The organism is Rhizobium sp. CG5 (assembly GCF_023701945.1).
Taxonomy (GTDB): Bacteria; Pseudomonadota; Alphaproteobacteria; order Rhizobiales; family Rhizobiaceae; genus Allorhizobium.
The window spans coordinates 163979-179136 of the sequence record NZ_JABAEF010000011.1; the positions used below are offsets into that span (position 1 = coordinate 163979).

General features: G+C 59.8%; 15 protein-coding genes and 1 pseudogene. 8 read left to right on the forward strand and 8 right to left on the reverse strand.

Annotated elements, in window-relative coordinates:
- Positions 1 to 88: 88 nt before the first annotated feature.
- The gene (locus tag HGO38_RS18785; RefSeq protein WP_250957440.1) at positions 89 to 604 is read right to left on the reverse strand and encodes a hypothetical protein; all 516 of its coding nucleotides are present in this window, start codon (positions 602 to 604) and stop codon (positions 89 to 91) included.
- A 135-nt stretch (positions 605 to 739) separates the two neighbouring features.
- Between HGO38_RS18785 and HGO38_RS18790 the strand changes: the two genes are divergently transcribed.
- Both HGO38_RS18790 and HGO38_RS18795 read left to right on the forward strand, forming a co-directional pair.
- A complete protein-coding gene (locus tag HGO38_RS18790) occupies positions 740 to 1402 on the forward strand; it encodes a response regulator transcription factor (protein ID WP_250957441.1) in 663 nt (220 codons plus the stop codon).
- On the forward strand, positions 1399 to 2781 hold the full coding sequence (locus HGO38_RS18795) for a sensor histidine kinase (protein WP_250957442.1): 1383 nt from the start codon (positions 1399 to 1401) through the stop codon (positions 2779 to 2781). Before HGO38_RS18790 ends, HGO38_RS18795 begins: the two co-directional genes overlap by 4 nt.
- A gap of 283 nt (positions 2782 to 3064) precedes the next feature.
- Here HGO38_RS18795 and HGO38_RS18800 read toward each other — a convergent pair.
- From HGO38_RS18800 to HGO38_RS18825, 6 genes and pseudogenes are all read right to left on the reverse strand, one after another.
- Positions 3065 to 3409, reverse strand: a pseudogene (locus HGO38_RS18800) (transposase); the annotation flags it as partial.
- A 195-nt stretch (positions 3410 to 3604) separates the two neighbouring features.
- Positions 3605 to 4231, reverse strand: a complete 627-nt coding sequence (locus HGO38_RS18805; RefSeq protein WP_250957444.1) for a cysteine hydrolase family protein — start codon at positions 4229 to 4231, stop codon at positions 3605 to 3607.
- Entirely contained in the window at positions 4228 to 4854 is a 627-nt protein-coding gene (locus HGO38_RS18810; RefSeq protein WP_250957445.1) for an amino acid ABC transporter permease, read from the reverse strand. Before HGO38_RS18810 ends, HGO38_RS18805 begins: the two co-directional genes overlap by 4 nt.
- Positions 4855 to 4898: 44 nt before the next feature.
- Positions 4899 to 5579, reverse strand: coding sequence for an amino acid ABC transporter permease (locus tag HGO38_RS18815; RefSeq protein WP_250957446.1), 681 nt, complete (start codon positions 5577 to 5579; stop codon positions 4899 to 4901).
- Positions 5576 to 6409 carry an amino acid ABC transporter ATP-binding protein gene (locus tag HGO38_RS18820; RefSeq protein WP_284739472.1) on the reverse strand — a complete coding sequence of 278 codons (834 nt, stop codon included), beginning with the start codon at positions 6407 to 6409 and terminating at the stop codon, positions 5576 to 5578. Before HGO38_RS18820 ends, HGO38_RS18815 begins: the two co-directional genes overlap by 4 nt.
- Before the next feature lie 86 nt (positions 6410 to 6495).
- Positions 6496 to 7443 (reverse strand): substrate-binding periplasmic protein, encoded by a 948-nt coding sequence (locus HGO38_RS18825; RefSeq protein WP_250957447.1) that lies wholly within the window; start codon positions 7441 to 7443, stop codon positions 6496 to 6498.
- Positions 7444 to 7809: 366 nt separating this feature from the next.
- On the opposite strand from HGO38_RS18825, the gene HGO38_RS18830 reads away from it, so the two are divergent.
- Complete coding sequence (locus tag HGO38_RS18830; protein ID WP_250957448.1) at positions 7810 to 8361, forward strand: cupin domain-containing protein; 552 nt, start codon at positions 7810 to 7812, stop codon at positions 8359 to 8361.
- A 52-nt stretch (positions 8362 to 8413) separates the two neighbouring features.
- Entirely contained in the window at positions 8414 to 9742 is a 1329-nt protein-coding gene (locus HGO38_RS18835; RefSeq protein ID WP_250957449.1) for an NAD(P)/FAD-dependent oxidoreductase, read from the forward strand.
- Between the two features lie 186 nt (positions 9743 to 9928).
- Here HGO38_RS18835 and HGO38_RS18840 read toward each other — a convergent pair whose 3' ends face one another.
- Positions 9929 to 10828: a GNAT family N-acetyltransferase gene (locus HGO38_RS18840; RefSeq protein WP_250957488.1), complete on the reverse strand. Its 900-nt coding sequence runs from the start codon at positions 10826 to 10828 to the stop codon at positions 9929 to 9931.
- Between the two features lie 239 nt (positions 10829 to 11067).
- On the opposite strand from HGO38_RS18840, the gene argE reads away from it, so the two are divergent.
- The 4 genes from argE (at position 11068) to HGO38_RS18860 (ending at position 15157) form a co-directional block, all read left to right on the forward strand.
- Positions 11068 to 12192 (forward strand): acetylornithine deacetylase, encoded by a 1125-nt coding sequence (gene argE / locus HGO38_RS18845; RefSeq protein ID WP_250957450.1) that lies wholly within the window; start codon positions 11068 to 11070, stop codon positions 12190 to 12192.
- A gap of 32 nt (positions 12193 to 12224) precedes the next feature.
- On the forward strand, positions 12225 to 13148 hold the full coding sequence (locus tag HGO38_RS18850) for a 2-hydroxyacid dehydrogenase (protein ID WP_250957451.1): 924 nt from the start codon (positions 12225 to 12227) through the stop codon (positions 13146 to 13148).
- A 23-nt stretch (positions 13149 to 13171) separates the two neighbouring features.
- Entirely contained in the window at positions 13172 to 13522 is a 351-nt protein-coding gene (locus HGO38_RS18855; RefSeq protein ID WP_250957452.1) for a cupin domain-containing protein, read from the forward strand.
- A gap of 171 nt (positions 13523 to 13693) precedes the next feature.
- Positions 13694 to 15157, forward strand: coding sequence for an aldehyde dehydrogenase family protein (locus tag HGO38_RS18860; protein WP_250957453.1), 1464 nt, complete (start codon positions 13694 to 13696; stop codon positions 15155 to 15157).
- The last annotated feature ends 1 nt before the right edge of the window (position 15158 follow it).

Sequence of the window (15158 nt, forward strand, 5' to 3'; positions counted from 1 at the left end):
TTTGCGTTATGGGTTGATGGCCGCCAGGAACGGGCAACGGATGTCAAAGTTCCAGGCGGCCGTTTGGGCGATCAGGACCCCGAGGTCGTCAGGGCCGGCCATGGCTCGGCATGTCTTCCGACGGGCCATGGCGCGGTGGCCCACCAGCCGGTCCAAGCGCTTCGACGCTGCCATCCTGGCGAACGATGTAGCTCGCATGCAGGAAACCCCGCTCGAAACGGCCCTGGACGCTGATGGCTTCATTGAGATCGACCAGCTTGCCATCGTCACCGGCGGCCCCGGCGTCGACCAGCGCGCGGCCGCTGTCATCCTGAACGATGAACTTGTTGCCGAACACCTCCGCTACCTTGCCTTTGACGGTCACCAAGCCCCAGGCGGGCATCGCCGAAATCGCAACCGGCGTCATGGGGGCGAGCTCCATGCTGGGACGGGTCAGTTTCACCGCACCGGCACCGGCCACTGCTCCGAGCGTCAGGATGGCGAAGGCTGCCACGCCGAATGCCGCCAGACGCGTCCTCTTTCCGTGCGGTGGTTTTGGCGGGTGCGGCTTGTCGGTAACGGTTTCGTTGTGATTGGTGGAAGCGTTGTGGTCTTCGGTTGACATTTCGTTCTCCTGTTCTGGTTTGACGAGAGAACTTTATCGGTACATTGCCACCACAAGCCTGAACCTCACGGTTCAGGTTGAGTTAAGCTTGGTTGGCTTAACAATGAGCGCTTGCCAGGCAGAAACGGACCCCAGATGCGCGTGCTTCTTGTCGAAGACGACACCGATCTATCGAAACGCATTGCCGCCAGCCTGCGCGCGGAAAATTTCGTCGTCGACATCGCCCGGAACGGCGAGGATGCCCAGCATGCCGGCCTCACCGAATTCTACGACGTCGCAGTGCTGGACCTTGGGCTGCCGAAAATCGATGGCGTGTCCGTCCTCAAATCCTGGCGGGCTGCCGAGCGCACCTTTCCGGTGCTCATCTTGACAGCCCGCGACGGATGGCCTGACAAGGTCGAAAGCTTCAAGGCAGGCGCGGACGATTTTCTGACCAAGCCGTTCAAGGTCGAGGAACTGGTACTGCGGCTGCGTGCCCTCGTCCGGCGCTCGACCGGACACGCCACCCCGAAGATCACCTGCGGTCCCTTGGCATTCGATGCCCAACTCGGCACGTTCGAACTCAGCGGCTTGCCATTGAAACTGACCGCCCTGGAATGGCGGGTCTTGTCCTGTCTGATGCTTCGAAAGGGTATCATCGTCGATCGGCGCGAGCTGATCGAAAGGGTTTACGATGGCGATGCCGAGGTCGATTCCAATTCGATCGAAGTGATTGTCGCCAGATTGCGTCGAAAGATCGGGGCGGAATTGGTCGAGACGGTGCGTGGACGCGGCTATATGCTGACAGGCGCACCATGATTGGCGTTGAATTCTTCAAACGCGCATCGATCTCAAGGCGCCTTGTCGGATTTTCGCTCGTCTTCGTGACGGCGACGGTCATCGTTGCGTCGGCCATTCTCTATCTGATCGTTGCCGGTGTGGTTCGCGAGCAGATCGACCAGCGGCTGGACACGCAGATCGAAGGGCTGCGTGGCGCGCTTTCGGTCAACGCGGACGGAACTGTGGTGCTCGCAAGCTCGCTGGACGGACCGCCATTCGACCGTCTGGGCTCGGGATGGTACTGGCAGGTCACGGGCAACCAACAGCACATCACCTCAAGATCGCTTGCCGGCCAGAGCATCGACAACCCTCCCCGCCCGTTCGACTGGCGGCACGTCTTTGGGGGAGAACCACAACCAGCCGACGGCGTACAGTTCCGTGGAGACGAACTTTACATCCGCGTCGCAGCGGCTGGCATCGGCGGAAAGGCGGTTGAAATCACCGTTACGGCGCCGCAATCGGCGCTCACCGCACCGGCGCGGCGCGCACTCTTATGGCTGATCCCCACCATGGCGGTGTTGGGCACCGTTTTGGTGGCAGGTGTCTTGCTGCAGGTACGTTACGGTTTGCGCCCTCTTCGACAACTGACCTCGAACGTCTCGGAAATCACCTCTGGCAATCTGCCGAGACTGCCCGATATCGACGTGGAAGAGTTGCGTCCGGTTGCCCGGGAAATCAACCGCCTGGTCGATCAAAACGCCCAGCGGCTCATCGACACGCGCCTGCACTTTGCCAACCTCGCCCACGGTCTCAAAACGCCGGTTGCCAGTCTTTCGCTGGCGCTCAATTTCGGCAACGACCCTGAAGGCGAAATGCGCAGCCTGGTTGACAGGATCGACCAGCGTATTCGCCATCATCTCGCCCGTGCCCGAAAAACCGCCGCGGGTGGGACGGGGCTCAGCACGGCCATCAAACTTCGTATGGATGATCTCATGCTGGTCATGTCGCGGATTTATGCCGACCGAGGCATCACAGCCCATTGCGATGTCGATCCGGACCTGTCCGTCGCCTGCCCTGGAGAGGATCTTGATGAGATCCTTGGCAATCTGATCGACAATGCATTCAAGTGGGCAACAAGCTCGATCGCCATTTCTGCAAAGATTGCCGGCAGCGGGATTGTTGTCACGATCGAAGACGACGGCCCTGGCATGGCGCCCGCGACGGTCGCGGAGGCCCTCCTGCCTGGAAGGCGGATGGATGAAACGGTTCCAGGTGACGGCTTCGGATTGACGATTGCCAGTGAACTGATCCAGCTCTACGGCGGAACGATTACGCTCTCCAACGCTGCCGACGCGGGGCTTCATTGCTCTCTTTCGTTGCCGCGAGCGGTCCTCACCGTATTAGGGCCACCAACGTGACAACAACGAGAATGCTCTGATCCCCAAAGACCAAGACATTCCCAAAAGTCGGCGGGAGATTGGGGCTCAGGTCACACTGGCTACCCAAAAGTCGCTATCCCAACTTGGTCCAGAAATTCGCCATTGGAGAGCGCGGTCAAGGGACGGAGCTGGCAGACGAAGGCCGACCCAGCAACCAAGCTGAGGTGGCACAGGTACGCCTTGAACAAATCTGGAGATCTTGTCCCAAGGAGTGGTGTAGCTTCGGCGCTCGCCGTGCTTTCCGGACAAAGCCGGGAATGGATCAGCTTGCCGGTGGCAGGCTGATGAGCGGATCATCGCTCATCGTGGCGATTGTCTCAAGTGTCATGTAGCGGGAGCGCTGGACGGCCCATTCATCGTTCTGTTCGAGCAGCAGCGCCCCGACCAGGCGCACGATGGCGTCATCGTTGGGGAAGATGCCAACGACCTCTGTCCGTCGCTTGATCTCGCCGTTCAATCGCTCAATGGGGTTGGTCGAGTGCAACTTGTTCCAGTACGCCTTAGGAAAGGTCATGTAGGCGGGCACGTCTGCGCCGGTCTTCGTGCCGACCTCAAGGACCATCAGCTTCTTGGCAGCAAAGCCGATCATCTCCCGGAGCAAATCGGCATCAGCGCTCTTCTCATTCGCGTGGGCGTGCTTCCACGGGCATAATGTGCTTTCGCCTAATCCTACCGGGCAACGCCGCCAGCGATGATGGCTTCGTGCTTTTTCGTCGCAAGAATGCTCAAAAGCGCACAATTACCCAATTGCAACACCGTATGCCCGTCTTCGAAGCTGTGATGGCTCGATTATTCTCAACAATTATTTCGCTTGCACCTGCCCGGCATAAATCTCGATTGTCTTCGACGCCGACCGAGCACTCTTGTTGGTCATGGCTTGCTGTCGCAAGACCGCCAAAGCGGCCTCGGTGAGGCGCGGATCGGCGTCCGTGCGGCCACTGCATTCTTCAATGACGAAGGTGAAATAGCCGCGGTCAAGGGCATCATAGGCGGAAGCGAGCACACAATCGTTGATATCAAACCCCAGCAGATGCAGCTCATCAACGCCTTGCGCCATGAGAAAGTCGCGGACCCGTTCATCGTCATTCACCTTGAACACCGATCGCAGGGTTTTATGAAGTGTCATCTGCGGCTTGCCGGTTGCGGCAATGAATGTCTCAATGACCGGGTCGGACGGGCCGGCATCTTCCTTTGACAGGGTCCATCGGAGTTGCCGCTCGAACATGGAGCCGACTGGTGCATGAAAGGTTGCAATGAGATAGGCGTCATATTCGGCCCGGCGAACATATTCCCGGATCCGGCCAAGCGTTTCGTGCGCAGCATGGGCTGTCAGGGTAGCAGGTTGAACGTCGATGACCAAAAGCGCGCGGCGGCTTCCGGCCAGCGGCATCTCAACCATGATGCTGCCATCGTCGGCTTTCCCCATCATGCAGCCTTCCGGCGGCCATACTTCGCCACATGTTCAAGATAACTCACCCCCAGCGAAAGCGGATAGGCCATGATGAAATACATCACGCCGGTGACCAGATAAAGCTGCATAGGCATGTAGTATTCGCTGGCGAGATCGTTGGCCCGCAGCATCAGTTCGGGTGCAGAGATCAGCGATGCGACGGACGTATCCTTCAGCATCGCGATGGCGGAATTGGTCATCGGTGGCAGGATGAGAGGCACCGACTGAGGCAGGATCACGTAGCGCATGGTTTTGAACCGCGTCATGCCGATCGCTTGCGCTGCCTCGGCTTGGCCCCGATCAACGGAGGCGATGCCCGAGCGATAGATTTCGGCCATATAGGCTGCGTAATGCAATCCGAGAGCCAGCACGGCGGCTTCGAAGCTGGGAATGACGAGGCCGAGCGAGGCAAGACCGAAATAGATGAGAAAGAGCTGCGTGAGCGTGGGCGTGCTGCGGATAAGCTCGATATAGATCCTGCAGCTGCCAGCGATAAGGCGAAGCCGGGACCGCATCCCCAGTGCAAGCAAAAGTCCAATGACGGCACCAAGAATATAGGCCAGCCCCGCCATTTGCAATGTTTGCCCGGCAGCGACCAGCAATTGCGGCATCCACTCTGCGATCAGGTTCATCAAGCGTTCTGATATCATCTTGTGTGCACCCCTCGCCCGAAGCGACGTTCAAGGACGCGCGACAGATATGAAAGCGGCAGGCTCAGCGCCAGGTAAACCAGTGCTACGAGGCAATAGATCTGCGTGCTGAGGAACGTCCGATCGATCAGCATGTGCCCCTGAAAACTGAGCTCGGGAGCAGCCACTGCAGAGGCAAGCGACGTCTCCTTCAAAAGGCCGATCGAGAAATTGGCCAGCGAGGGCAGGATGAGCCTGATGGCCTGCGGCATGACAATCGAGGTGAGGATCATCACTCGTCGCATCCCGATCGCCTGGGCCGCCTCGGTTTGCCCCCGATCGACGCCCTGAATCCCGGCACGGAACACTTCTGTCAGATAGGCCCCGCCATTCAGACCAAAGCCGATAATCGCAGCCGGGATCGGATCAAACCTGATGCCGATGGACGCCAGTCCGAAATAGATGATAAACAGCTGGGTCAGAACAGGAACCGCGCGGAAAATCTCGACATACACATAGATGATGACGGAGATAACGCGCGAGCCGGTCGTCTTGAGACAGGCCAGCAGAAAGCCAATCAGCAACGACACCACGAGCGCGCCAAACGTCACGGTAACGGTCATCACCGCACCGGTGGCGAGTGCCTCCAGAAAATACGGCAGATTGTCATAGAAGCGGAGCCATGTGCCTTCTGTCATTGCAGCACTTGTTTGCGCAGTACAGCGCGCAGGAATGACTGGGTCCGGGCCTGGTCGGGGGAATGGAAGATATGCTGCGGGGGCCCCTGCTCGACAACCCGCCCTCCATCCATGAAGACAACGCGGTCGGAAACTTCTTCGGCAAACTGCATCTCGTGTGTCACGATGATCATGGTCATGCCATCGCGAGCCAATTGCGCCATGACGTTGAGCACATCGCCGACAAGCTCCGGATCGAGTGCGGAGGTTGCTTCGTCGAAGAGCATGAGGCGCGGCTGCATGGCCAATGCCCGTGCGATGGCGACCCGCTGCTGCTGTCCGCCCGAGAGCATCTCGGGATAGGCATCACGCTTCTCGGCAAGGCCGACCTTATCGAGAAGTTCAAGCGCTAGTTCGCGCACCTCGGCTGCGGGTCGACGCCCGACCTTGACCGGACCGATCTGTATATTCTGCAGAATGGTGAGATGGGGAAACAGATTGAACCGCTGGAACACCATGCCGATCTTTGAACGCTGATGCGCGAGAACCCGATCAGGCAGCGCGATCCGGCGGCCGTTTATCGTCTTCTCGCCAATGACTTCTCCATCAATGGAAATATGGCCGCTGGTCGGCGTCTCGATGTAGTTGATGCAGCGCAGAAGGGTCGTCTTGCCGGATCCGCTCGGTCCGATGATCGAGATTTTCTCACCGGCATGGACTTCGATGTCGATACCTTTGAGAACTTCAAGCGGGCCGTAACATTTATGCAGATCGGCAATCTTCACCAAGGGAAGTGGTGAATTGCCGGAGCGACCGTCGGCAACCGGGCCTGAAACCAATTCAGCGGGCATCCAGAGCCTCCTCTCGCACGGGGATCAAGGTTGAATTAGGGGGTTATCACGGGCAGGGCCGGGATCGGTGCCTGCCCGTTTGGTAATCAGGCGAAATAGGCCGAGAAATCCTTCGGCGTATGCGCCGCTGGACCGATATAGCTCCCCTTTTCGTCCCGGTCGACGCCGACACGAGGGTTCTTCTCCATCGGAATCATATATTCTCCGCTCGTCATGCCGTTGCGGGCGAGCAGTTCAGCGTTCTTCTTGGTCTTCCACAGCCATTTGATGCCTTCGTTGACAGCATCGAACAGATCCGTGTTTTCGCTGTTCATGCCCATGACGGCCTGACCGCGACCTGACAGGCTCGGATAGACTGTGTTGGGCTTGATCGAGAGCTGCTTCAGGTCGAGCCCTGGATTCTGCGCGATCATGTAATCGACGTTCATGGAATCCATCACGGCAAAATCCAGACGACCCGCCAGCACATCCCGGATGCAAGCATCGACTGTATCGTAGAGTTTGACTTCCTTGACGCCGGGGATGCTCTTCAGATCGGGCACATAGCTGTATCCGGTACCGGTGCCGACCGTGAAGCCCTTGGCATCATTCAAGTCGAATGTACCATCAAAGGGCATCGACTTGCGCATGGTGATGAAATTACCGTTGTAATAGATAGGATCCGTCAACAGCATCGCCTCAACACGCTTGGTGTTCCAACCCATATTACCGCACATGATGTCGGCGCGGCCGGTCTTGATCGATTCCACAGTTGCCGACCAAGCCATGATGTTCGGCTCGACACCGAGGCCGAGCTTTTCGGCAATAGCGACAACCATTTCGGCATCGCTGCCAGTGATCTTTCCATCCTTGAAGCCCGTCACAGGCATGGTTCCACTCATGGCGATGGTGATCACGCCTTCCTTAACTGTCTTAAGCTTGGGCTTTTCCAACGCGAATGCGCGGGTGCCGATCATCGAACCGGCAGCGAGGCCTGCGCCATAGGTAAGTAAACGACGGCGGGACAAAGTGAATTGGGAAGGCGCATCGAACATGACTGAACTCCTGGTGCGAGGAACTAGTGATTGCTGCGAATTTTCATTTTACGTCATCATATTTCAATATAATGATTTTGATGTCAACGTTGAGTATCGCGCTATTTCACAGATGAAGCTGCTGAAAACCCTCACTTTTTAGATACTTATGCTGCAAAATAAGGCGGTGATAAAAAAATATGCAGGGGGCCTAAATTTTTGTCGCATTCAAGGATTGCGCGATTGCGGCGCGTAAGCTAACGCTGAGGCCAACAATAAAATGAAATCTTGACGCCGGATTGAATATGATCCGGCTGCGTAGAAGAGCCGGATATACGCATGGGGTCCTCCGCTGCATGGTCTTTGTCACCGGGCGACGCTCGCAAAATGGGCGAGCGCCTCCGCAAATTGCGTGGTGAGCGAGAACTGACAATCCTTGATCTCGCCACCAAGGCAGGCTTATCGGTCGGCATCATCAGCCAGATCGAACGAGGGCTCTCGAATCCCTCCATGAAGACGTTGCAGCGTTTGCGGATTGCGCTTGGAGTAAACCTTTGGGAACTCTTGAGCGCCAATGAGCCCACAACTGACAATGATCCCGTCTATGTACGGCGCAAATCCGATCGTCTGCGCGTGATCATGAACGAAAGCGGGTTGACCAAGGAACTGCTGTCTCCTCAGCCGGATGAGAACCTCCGCTTCATGATCGTGACGATGCCGCCGGGCAGCGAGACCCAGGACGTGCTGATCGGCCAGGGACAGAAGGGTGGCTTCGTGATGACCGGCGAGGTCACGCTGAAGGTCGGCGACACCGTGTCCGTCCTGAGCGAGGGTGACAGTTTTCAATTCAAGAGCGTCCTCCCGCACCAACTCTACAATCGCTCGGACGGCGAAGTGACGCTCATGTGGATCATGAGCGTGCTCGATACGCATCTCTGAGAGCATATCAATGCAGATTTATCGAAAGACAGCAGGACTGAAAGGATAACCCATGTCTCCCCCCGTACAGAAGGTTGTCAGCGACGAACGTCTACCGGCTTCCGCAGATGTCGTGATCATCGGCGGCGGCATCGCGGGCGCGTCAGCTGCATATGCATTGGCCCAGAAGGGCCATTCCGTGGCGCTGCTCGAAAAGGGCGTGATCTGCGGCGAACAGTCGAGCCGCAATTGGGGATGGTGCCGCCAGCAGAACCGTGACTTCAGAGAACTGGACCTCGCCCGGCACAGTCTGGAGATCTGGAACAGGCTGAGTGGCGAACTCGGTGTCGATGTCAGCTTTCGCCAGGCCGGTCTGATCTATGTCACCAAATCTCAATCCGATATGGCACAATGGGGCGAATGGATTGAGAAGGCGCGTAACTATAACGTGCACAGCCGCCTGCTGACGGCGACCGAAGCCAAAAAGATGACGCCGGGCAGCGTCGGTGACTGGATCGGCGGCGTTCATTCCCCGAGCGATGGTCACGCCGAGCCGTCTACCGCAGGCCCCGCCATTGCAGAAGGCGCACGGAGACACGGCGCCACGCTGCATCAGAATTGTGCCGCACGTGGTCTTGAAACCAGCGGCGGGCGCGTCTCGGCGGTGGTCACCGAAAAGGGTGTCATTCGCGCCAATGCGGTCCTGCTGGCCGGCGGCGCATGGTCGTCGTTGTTTTGCCGTCACGAAGGTCTCGGTCTCCAGCAGGCTTGCGTGCGCTCTACGTCCTTCTTTACCGCTCCGACAGCGAACGTCACCGAAGGCGGGCTTTCCATGGACGACGTCACGATCCGACGTCGGCTGGACGGCGGCTACACGGTCGGCCTCAGCGGACGCGGAACCGTTGAAATTTCCCCGCAGGGTTTGCGCTACGCAAAGCCGTTCTGGCCGATGTTCAAGGAGCGCCGCGCCAAGCTGAAGTTTGCGATCGGCCGTTCGTTCTTTGAGGGACCGGAGGCCTTCATGCGCTGGACGAACGACCGCCCTTCCCCCTTTGAGCGCATCCGTACATTGGATCCCTCCGCGGATCCCGCGCTCGTGGACAAGGGGGTGCAATTCCTCCGCAAGGCCTACCCTGAACTCGCCGACCTGAAAGTGATGCAAAGCTGGGGCGGCCTGATCGATTGCACACCGGATGCAATTCCGGTCATCTCGGCTGTCGAATCCATGCCCGGCCTCTATCTGTCGACCGGCTATTCCGGCCATGGCTTTGGCATTGGACCAGGCGCTGGCCGGCTCGCGGCCGATCTGATTGCCGGAGACACACCGATTGTCGACCCACATCCATTTCGATACAGCCGCATGATAGACGGCACAAATCTCGGCGCGCCGGGAATGATGTGAGCCAATCGGTACGATTGGAGGCCGCGGAAAACGCCTTGACGCGTCCTCCTCCACCACATCCTTCATTGGCTTGTGAACCGATATCGGTTTTGGATCGCAAGGCGGCTTGAGCGTCCTGTCTGCGCATAGGCGACGGTCAGCGACAAAGGCTGCAGCGTAGCGAAACGTTCACCTGATCCGGACAGGTCACCCGATTGACTGCGAGGCAAGGGCGAAGAGCGCGGCGCTTTCCTCGCCTGCTTGGCCGTAGTCGACACCCTCGCCAAGCGTCATGGTCGTGACGGTATCAAAGACCGGCAGGCCACATTGCTGGATAAAGCTTGAGAAGGGACCGGATTCGATATGGGTGTCGATACGCAGGAAACGACCGATATGCGCGTCCACGTGCGGCCGCGCAACCGCAATCGCGTCGTCCACAGAGAAGGCAGCGATCGGACCCAGGACATGGCCTCGCCCGAAAGCGCGACTCATCGAATAGGCACGCAACTCCTCGCCCCGAAACAGTCCATAGCAAAGTGAATCCTCGAAAAGACGGATTAGGTGAAGGGGACGAGGAACGGCAAAGCCTGGCGTATCGAATGCGATCACCGCATCAAGGTCGCCTGCATGGAGCGGCCTAAGCGCGTGACCGTCAGCCAGATCGTCCGTTCTTTCCGGTGTGTGCGCCCTTCCCTGGCACTGAAAGACGGTCCGCTGCGCCACAAAATCCAGCGAACGATACAGCCGGCGCGCTGCCCGCGTTGCATTCAGCCGGAACCTGGTGCCCGGGCACCCGGCCAAGACACGCTGCATCAGCCATTTCGCCGTTCCGTTCGTCTGCAGCCGCGGCGACGTGATCAGCATTCCAAGGGTCGCGAAACTCTCGCCGTGCGGGAACCACATGGCCGAACCCATGACTCGGCCGATCTCATCAAGAGCGACGACACCATGTCCGAGTTCCCTCAGACATTGCCAGTCTTCTGCCCGATGCGGCCAGCCGACGGCCATGGACAAGGCATGCAACTGCCCAAGATCGACATCGACAATGTCGGCGATGCGCATCTGGAATGCATCGACATGCAACGTCTCCGGCATCTTCAAATCTATCATCCGCCTCTCCGCTGCCACATGATCCATCCATCGGTGGCACAACGACATCTGTTGAAAGCATCCTAGCCGGCCATTGCAGAACATTCCGCTTCTACGGCTGCCTCCTACACAAGAAATTACCGTATGGCGGCTGCTTTCGGCAGCCATTGGTCTCGTTCACCCCTAATCTTGCAAATCGGAACAGAATCAAGGTCCGAAGCAGGGACCAAAAGCCGCACAAGGGACAACGTAACGGAATGAATGCCACCGACATCCTGACAGCGCTGGTGAGCTTCCCATCGGTCGTCGGCACGCCCAATTCTTCCATCGTAGAATGGATCAGCGCCTATCTCCAGGGCTTCGGCATTCCAGTGCATATTCTTCCCGGACCGGAAGGCGATAGGGCCAATCTCTTCGCCTCTATCGGCCCTTCGGATCAAGCCGGTTATATCCTGTCCGGTCATATGGATGTGGTCCCCGCGCAAGAGACCGGCTGGACCGGTCATCCCTTCACCCTGCGGCGCGAGGGAGAACGGCTTTATGGCCGCGGCAGCACTGATATGAAGGGGTTTCTTGCCGCTGTGCTGGCATCCGTCCCCGCACTTGCCGCCTCGCCCCTTGCCCGGCCCATCCATCTCGCCTTTTCCTATGATGAAGAAGCCGGCTGTCGCGGCGTGCCCCATCTTCTTGCCCGGTTGCCGGAGCTTTGCGCAGCCCCTCTGGGCGCGGTGATCGGCGAGCCCAGCGGCATGCGGCCGATCCTCGCACATAAGGGGAAGGCCGCCGCCCGTATCACGCTTCGGGGCCGCTCCGGTCACTCCTCCCGGCCGGATCTAGGCCTCAATGCGGTGCATGCCATGGCGAGCGTGCTGCAGACAGCGGTATCGACCGCCGACGACATTGCCAACGGACCGTTCGACCGGACCTTCGAACCACCCTATTCCTCGTTGCAGGCCGGCCTGATCCAGGGCGGCCAGGCGCTGAACATCATTCCCGATTTCTGCACACTGGATGTCGAGGCACGCGCCATCTCCGGAGTGGATCCCGCGACCTTGCTGACGCCGGTCCGCTGCGCAGCCGAGGCATTGCGGGCATCCGGGATCGGCGTCGAATGGGAAGACCTGAGCGCCTATCCCGCCCTCTCCCTGGCGCGGCAGACGGCGCTTGCCGACCTCTTGGCGGAACTCACCGGCCAGGAGCCTCTGGCCGCCGTCAGCTACGGCACGGAAGCAGGCCTCTTTCAGGCAGCCGGCATCGACGCCATTATCTGCGGCCCGGGCGATATCGGCCGCGCCCACAAACCCGACGAATACATCCTGGCGGGTGAGCTTTCGTCCTGCCAGTCGATGATCGAGGCGCTCGGCAAGCGCTGCTTTGCATGAATTTTCGACCGATAGCGAATGGATCCCCGCCCATGACCTTCCTCTTTCACTCCGATGCCCGCCGCGGCGCCATCTTCCAGGAGGCGTTTGCACACGATCTGCCGGATCTACCTTTTTCCATGGACCCCGGCGCTGTCGATCCGGAATCGGTGCGTTACCTGATCACATGGACCGTTCCGCAAGACCTGCAACGCTACCGCAATCTCGAGGTGCTGTTTTCCATCGGCGCCGGCGTCGATCAGTTTCACATTGCCGACGTGCCCCCTCATGTGAAGGTCGTCCGCATGGTGGAAGAAGGCATCGTGCGGATGATGCAGGAATATGTGACGCTTGCCGTGCTCTCGCTTCATCGCGACCTGCCTGCCTATTTGATACAGCAGCGAACCGAACTCTGGAAGCCTCTTGCCGCTGTGCAGGCACCCGAGCGCCGTGTCGGCGTGCTCGGACTTGGCATGCTCGGCCAGGCCGTGCTCGAGCGGCTGAAGCCCTTCGGTTTCCAGCTTGCCGGCTGGAGCCGCACGCAGCGCCAGATCGAAGGCGTGACATGCCAAGCCGGAGACGCAGGCCTGAAGAAGATGCTGTCGGCAACCGACATTCTGATCTGCCTGTTGCCCCTGACCGACGAAACGCGCGGTTTCCTCGATGCGGATCTCTTCGCCCGCCTGCCTGAAGGGGCAGGCCTCGTTCATACCGGACGGGGACCACAACTCAACCACGAAGACCTCCTGGCAGCCCTCGATAGTGGTCGGCTCTCCGGTGCCGTGATCGATGTGACGGATCCCGAGCCGCTTCCGCCAGGCCATGCGTTCTGGAGCCACCCCCGCATCCTGCTGACCCCCCATGTGGCCAGTGTCACGCAACCGCAGACCGCCGCCCGCGCCGTCATCGACAACATCAAGCGCCTGCGCTCCGGTCTCGATCCGGTCGGCCTTGTCGATCGCCGTCGCGGATACTGAAGTTTCAACCCGAAAGGAAAACCATGTCGCTTCTGAAAACCATTGAACCCAGCCCTTCCTTTGCCCCGCGCGAAGCCCTGCCGACGCCAGAACGGCTGATCTCCGGGACCCCAAGTTTCAAGACCTGGGCCCAGGACGCTGCCCGCGACGAGACGATCCATACCGGCGTGTGGGAGGCCACCCCGGGCCTTACCCACTCGATCAAAGGCGAGACATTCGAGTTCTGCCATATCCTTTCTGGCCTGGTGGAAATCACGCCGGAAGGCGGCGAGCCGGTGACCTACAAGGCCGGCGACAGCTTTGTCATGAAACCCGGTTTCGTTGGAACCTGGCGGACGATCGAAACGGTCCGCAAGATCTATGTGACGGCCTGAAATGCTGGCAGCGGCGACCATCCCGTCCGCTGCTGCCACGACCAGGCGCCGAACAATAAGCTGCGCGACGATTGTAAAACGGGGTTTTCAGCCGTGGCTCCGGCCGTGATCGGAGCAAGCTACTCCTGCGGATCCGGTAGCGTCGCATCACAGCGATCCGAGGTAATCCGAATGACCCTGAGTTTCGATCCAGACAGCCTGTCCCTTCCCATCGGGCATTTCATCGGGGATAGCCTCATCGAGGCCGATGGCGTCATCCCCATGCAACGGCCCTCCGATGGCAAGGCCTATGCCGGTTGCCCGCTGGCCGACGCCGACATGGTCGATCGTGCGGTCGAGACCGCCAAGGCCGCATTGAAGACAAGTAACTGGGGCGGTGTCCGCCCGCGCGAGCGGCTGAACGTGATGCACCGCTGGGCCGATATGATCCAGCAGGAAGCGACGGCGCTTGCCAGATTGGAGGCGCTGTCCTCGACCCGGCCGGTCGGCCATCTCGTTGACGGGGATATCGCCATATCCGCCGAGCAGATCCGCTTCTTCGCCGAGTTCGCCGACAAGGAAGGCAGCGATCTCGTGCCGACCGATGACGGCAATCTCGGCATGATCCTCACCGAACCTTATGGCGTGGTCGGCGCGATCACGCCATGGAATTTCCCCATCTCCATGGCCGTCTGGAAGCTCGGCCCGGCCCTTGCCGCCGGCAATGCCGTGGTCCTGAAACCCTCCGAGATGACGCCGTTTTCCGCCATCTATCTGGCGGAACTTGCCGTGCGCGCCGGCCTGCCGGCCGGGTTGATCAATGTCGTGCTCGGAGACGGCCAGGTGACCGGCAATGCCATCACCGGCCATCCCGACATCGCCAAGGTCAGCTTCACCGGCTCGACGCGCGCAGGTTCCGCGATCATGGAAAACGTCGCCCGCACCGGAATCAAACCCATGACCCTGGAACTCGGCGGCAAGAGTCCGCAGCTTGTCTTCGCCGATGCCGATCTCGACAAAGCGGCGGCGGCGATCTCCACCAGCATCATCAGCAATGCCGGCCAGGCCTGCGTCGCCGGTTCGCGCCTGATCGTCGAGGAAAGCGTTGCCGCCCCGCTCACCGAAGCGATCCTGCGTCACATGAATGGCGTTCATCCCGTGCCGACCTGGAATGCCAGCGCCCGCTATTCGCCGATCATCTCGGACAAGCAGCGCCAGCGCATCCAGTCGATCGTCTCGGCCACGGTGGCGGCCGGTGGCGAATGCCTGGCCGGCGGCGCGCCCATGGATGCCTCCGGCTACTTCTATGCGCCGACTCTGATTGCCGGGGTCGACGCAACCTCGCCGGCCGTGACCGAAGAGATCTTCGGCCCTGTGCTGACACTCCAGACTTTCCTCGACGAGGAGGAGGCGCTGGCACTGGCCGAGCATCCCACCTATGGGCTGGCCGCCGGCCTCTTCACCCGCGATCTCTCCCGGGCGATCCGGATCACCCGTCGCCTTCAGGCCGGCACGATCTGGGTCAACCGTTACGGCCGCTCGCGCGACCATATCCTGCCGACCGGCGGCTACAAGCAATCGGGCATCGGCAAGGATCTCGGCCGCGAAGCCTTCCACGCCAACCGCAAGAGCAAGAGCGTCTTGATCAGCCTTTGAG

Excerpts from the sequence above, each read along its gene's own strand:
- HGO38_RS18815 (WP_250957446.1), bottom strand. The coding sequence starts at position 5,579 with ATGACAGAAGGCACATGGCTCCGCTTCTATGACAATCTGCCGTATTTT.
- HGO38_RS18795 (WP_250957442.1), top strand. The coding sequence starts at position 1,399 with ATGATTGGCGTTGAATTCTTCAAACGCGCATCGATCTCAAGGCGCCTT.
- HGO38_RS18785 (WP_250957440.1), bottom strand. The coding sequence starts at position 604 with ATGTCAACCGAAGACCACAACGCTTCCACCAATCACAACGAAACCGTT.
- HGO38_RS18805 (WP_250957444.1), bottom strand. The coding sequence starts at position 4,231 with ATGATGGGGAAAGCCGACGATGGCAGCATCATGGTTGAGATGCCGCTG.
- argE (WP_250957450.1), top strand. The coding sequence starts at position 11,068 with ATGAATGCCACCGACATCCTGACAGCGCTGGTGAGCTTCCCATCGGTC.
- HGO38_RS18825 (WP_250957447.1), bottom strand. The coding sequence starts at position 7,443 with ATGTTCGATGCGCCTTCCCAATTCACTTTGTCCCGCCGTCGTTTACTT.
- HGO38_RS18855 (WP_250957452.1), top strand. The coding sequence starts at position 13,172 with ATGTCGCTTCTGAAAACCATTGAACCCAGCCCTTCCTTTGCCCCGCGC.
- HGO38_RS18850 (WP_250957451.1), top strand. The coding sequence starts at position 12,225 with ATGACCTTCCTCTTTCACTCCGATGCCCGCCGCGGCGCCATCTTCCAG.
- HGO38_RS18790 (WP_250957441.1), top strand. The coding sequence starts at position 740 with ATGCGCGTGCTTCTTGTCGAAGACGACACCGATCTATCGAAACGCATT.
- HGO38_RS18860 (WP_250957453.1), top strand. The coding sequence starts at position 13,694 with ATGACCCTGAGTTTCGATCCAGACAGCCTGTCCCTTCCCATCGGGCAT.
- HGO38_RS18830 (WP_250957448.1), top strand. The coding sequence starts at position 7,810 with ATGGGCGAGCGCCTCCGCAAATTGCGTGGTGAGCGAGAACTGACAATC.
- HGO38_RS18835 (WP_250957449.1), top strand. The coding sequence starts at position 8,414 with ATGTCTCCCCCCGTACAGAAGGTTGTCAGCGACGAACGTCTACCGGCT.
- HGO38_RS18820 (WP_284739472.1), bottom strand. The coding sequence starts at position 6,409 with ATGCCCGCTGAATTGGTTTCAGGCCCGGTTGCCGACGGTCGCTCCGGC.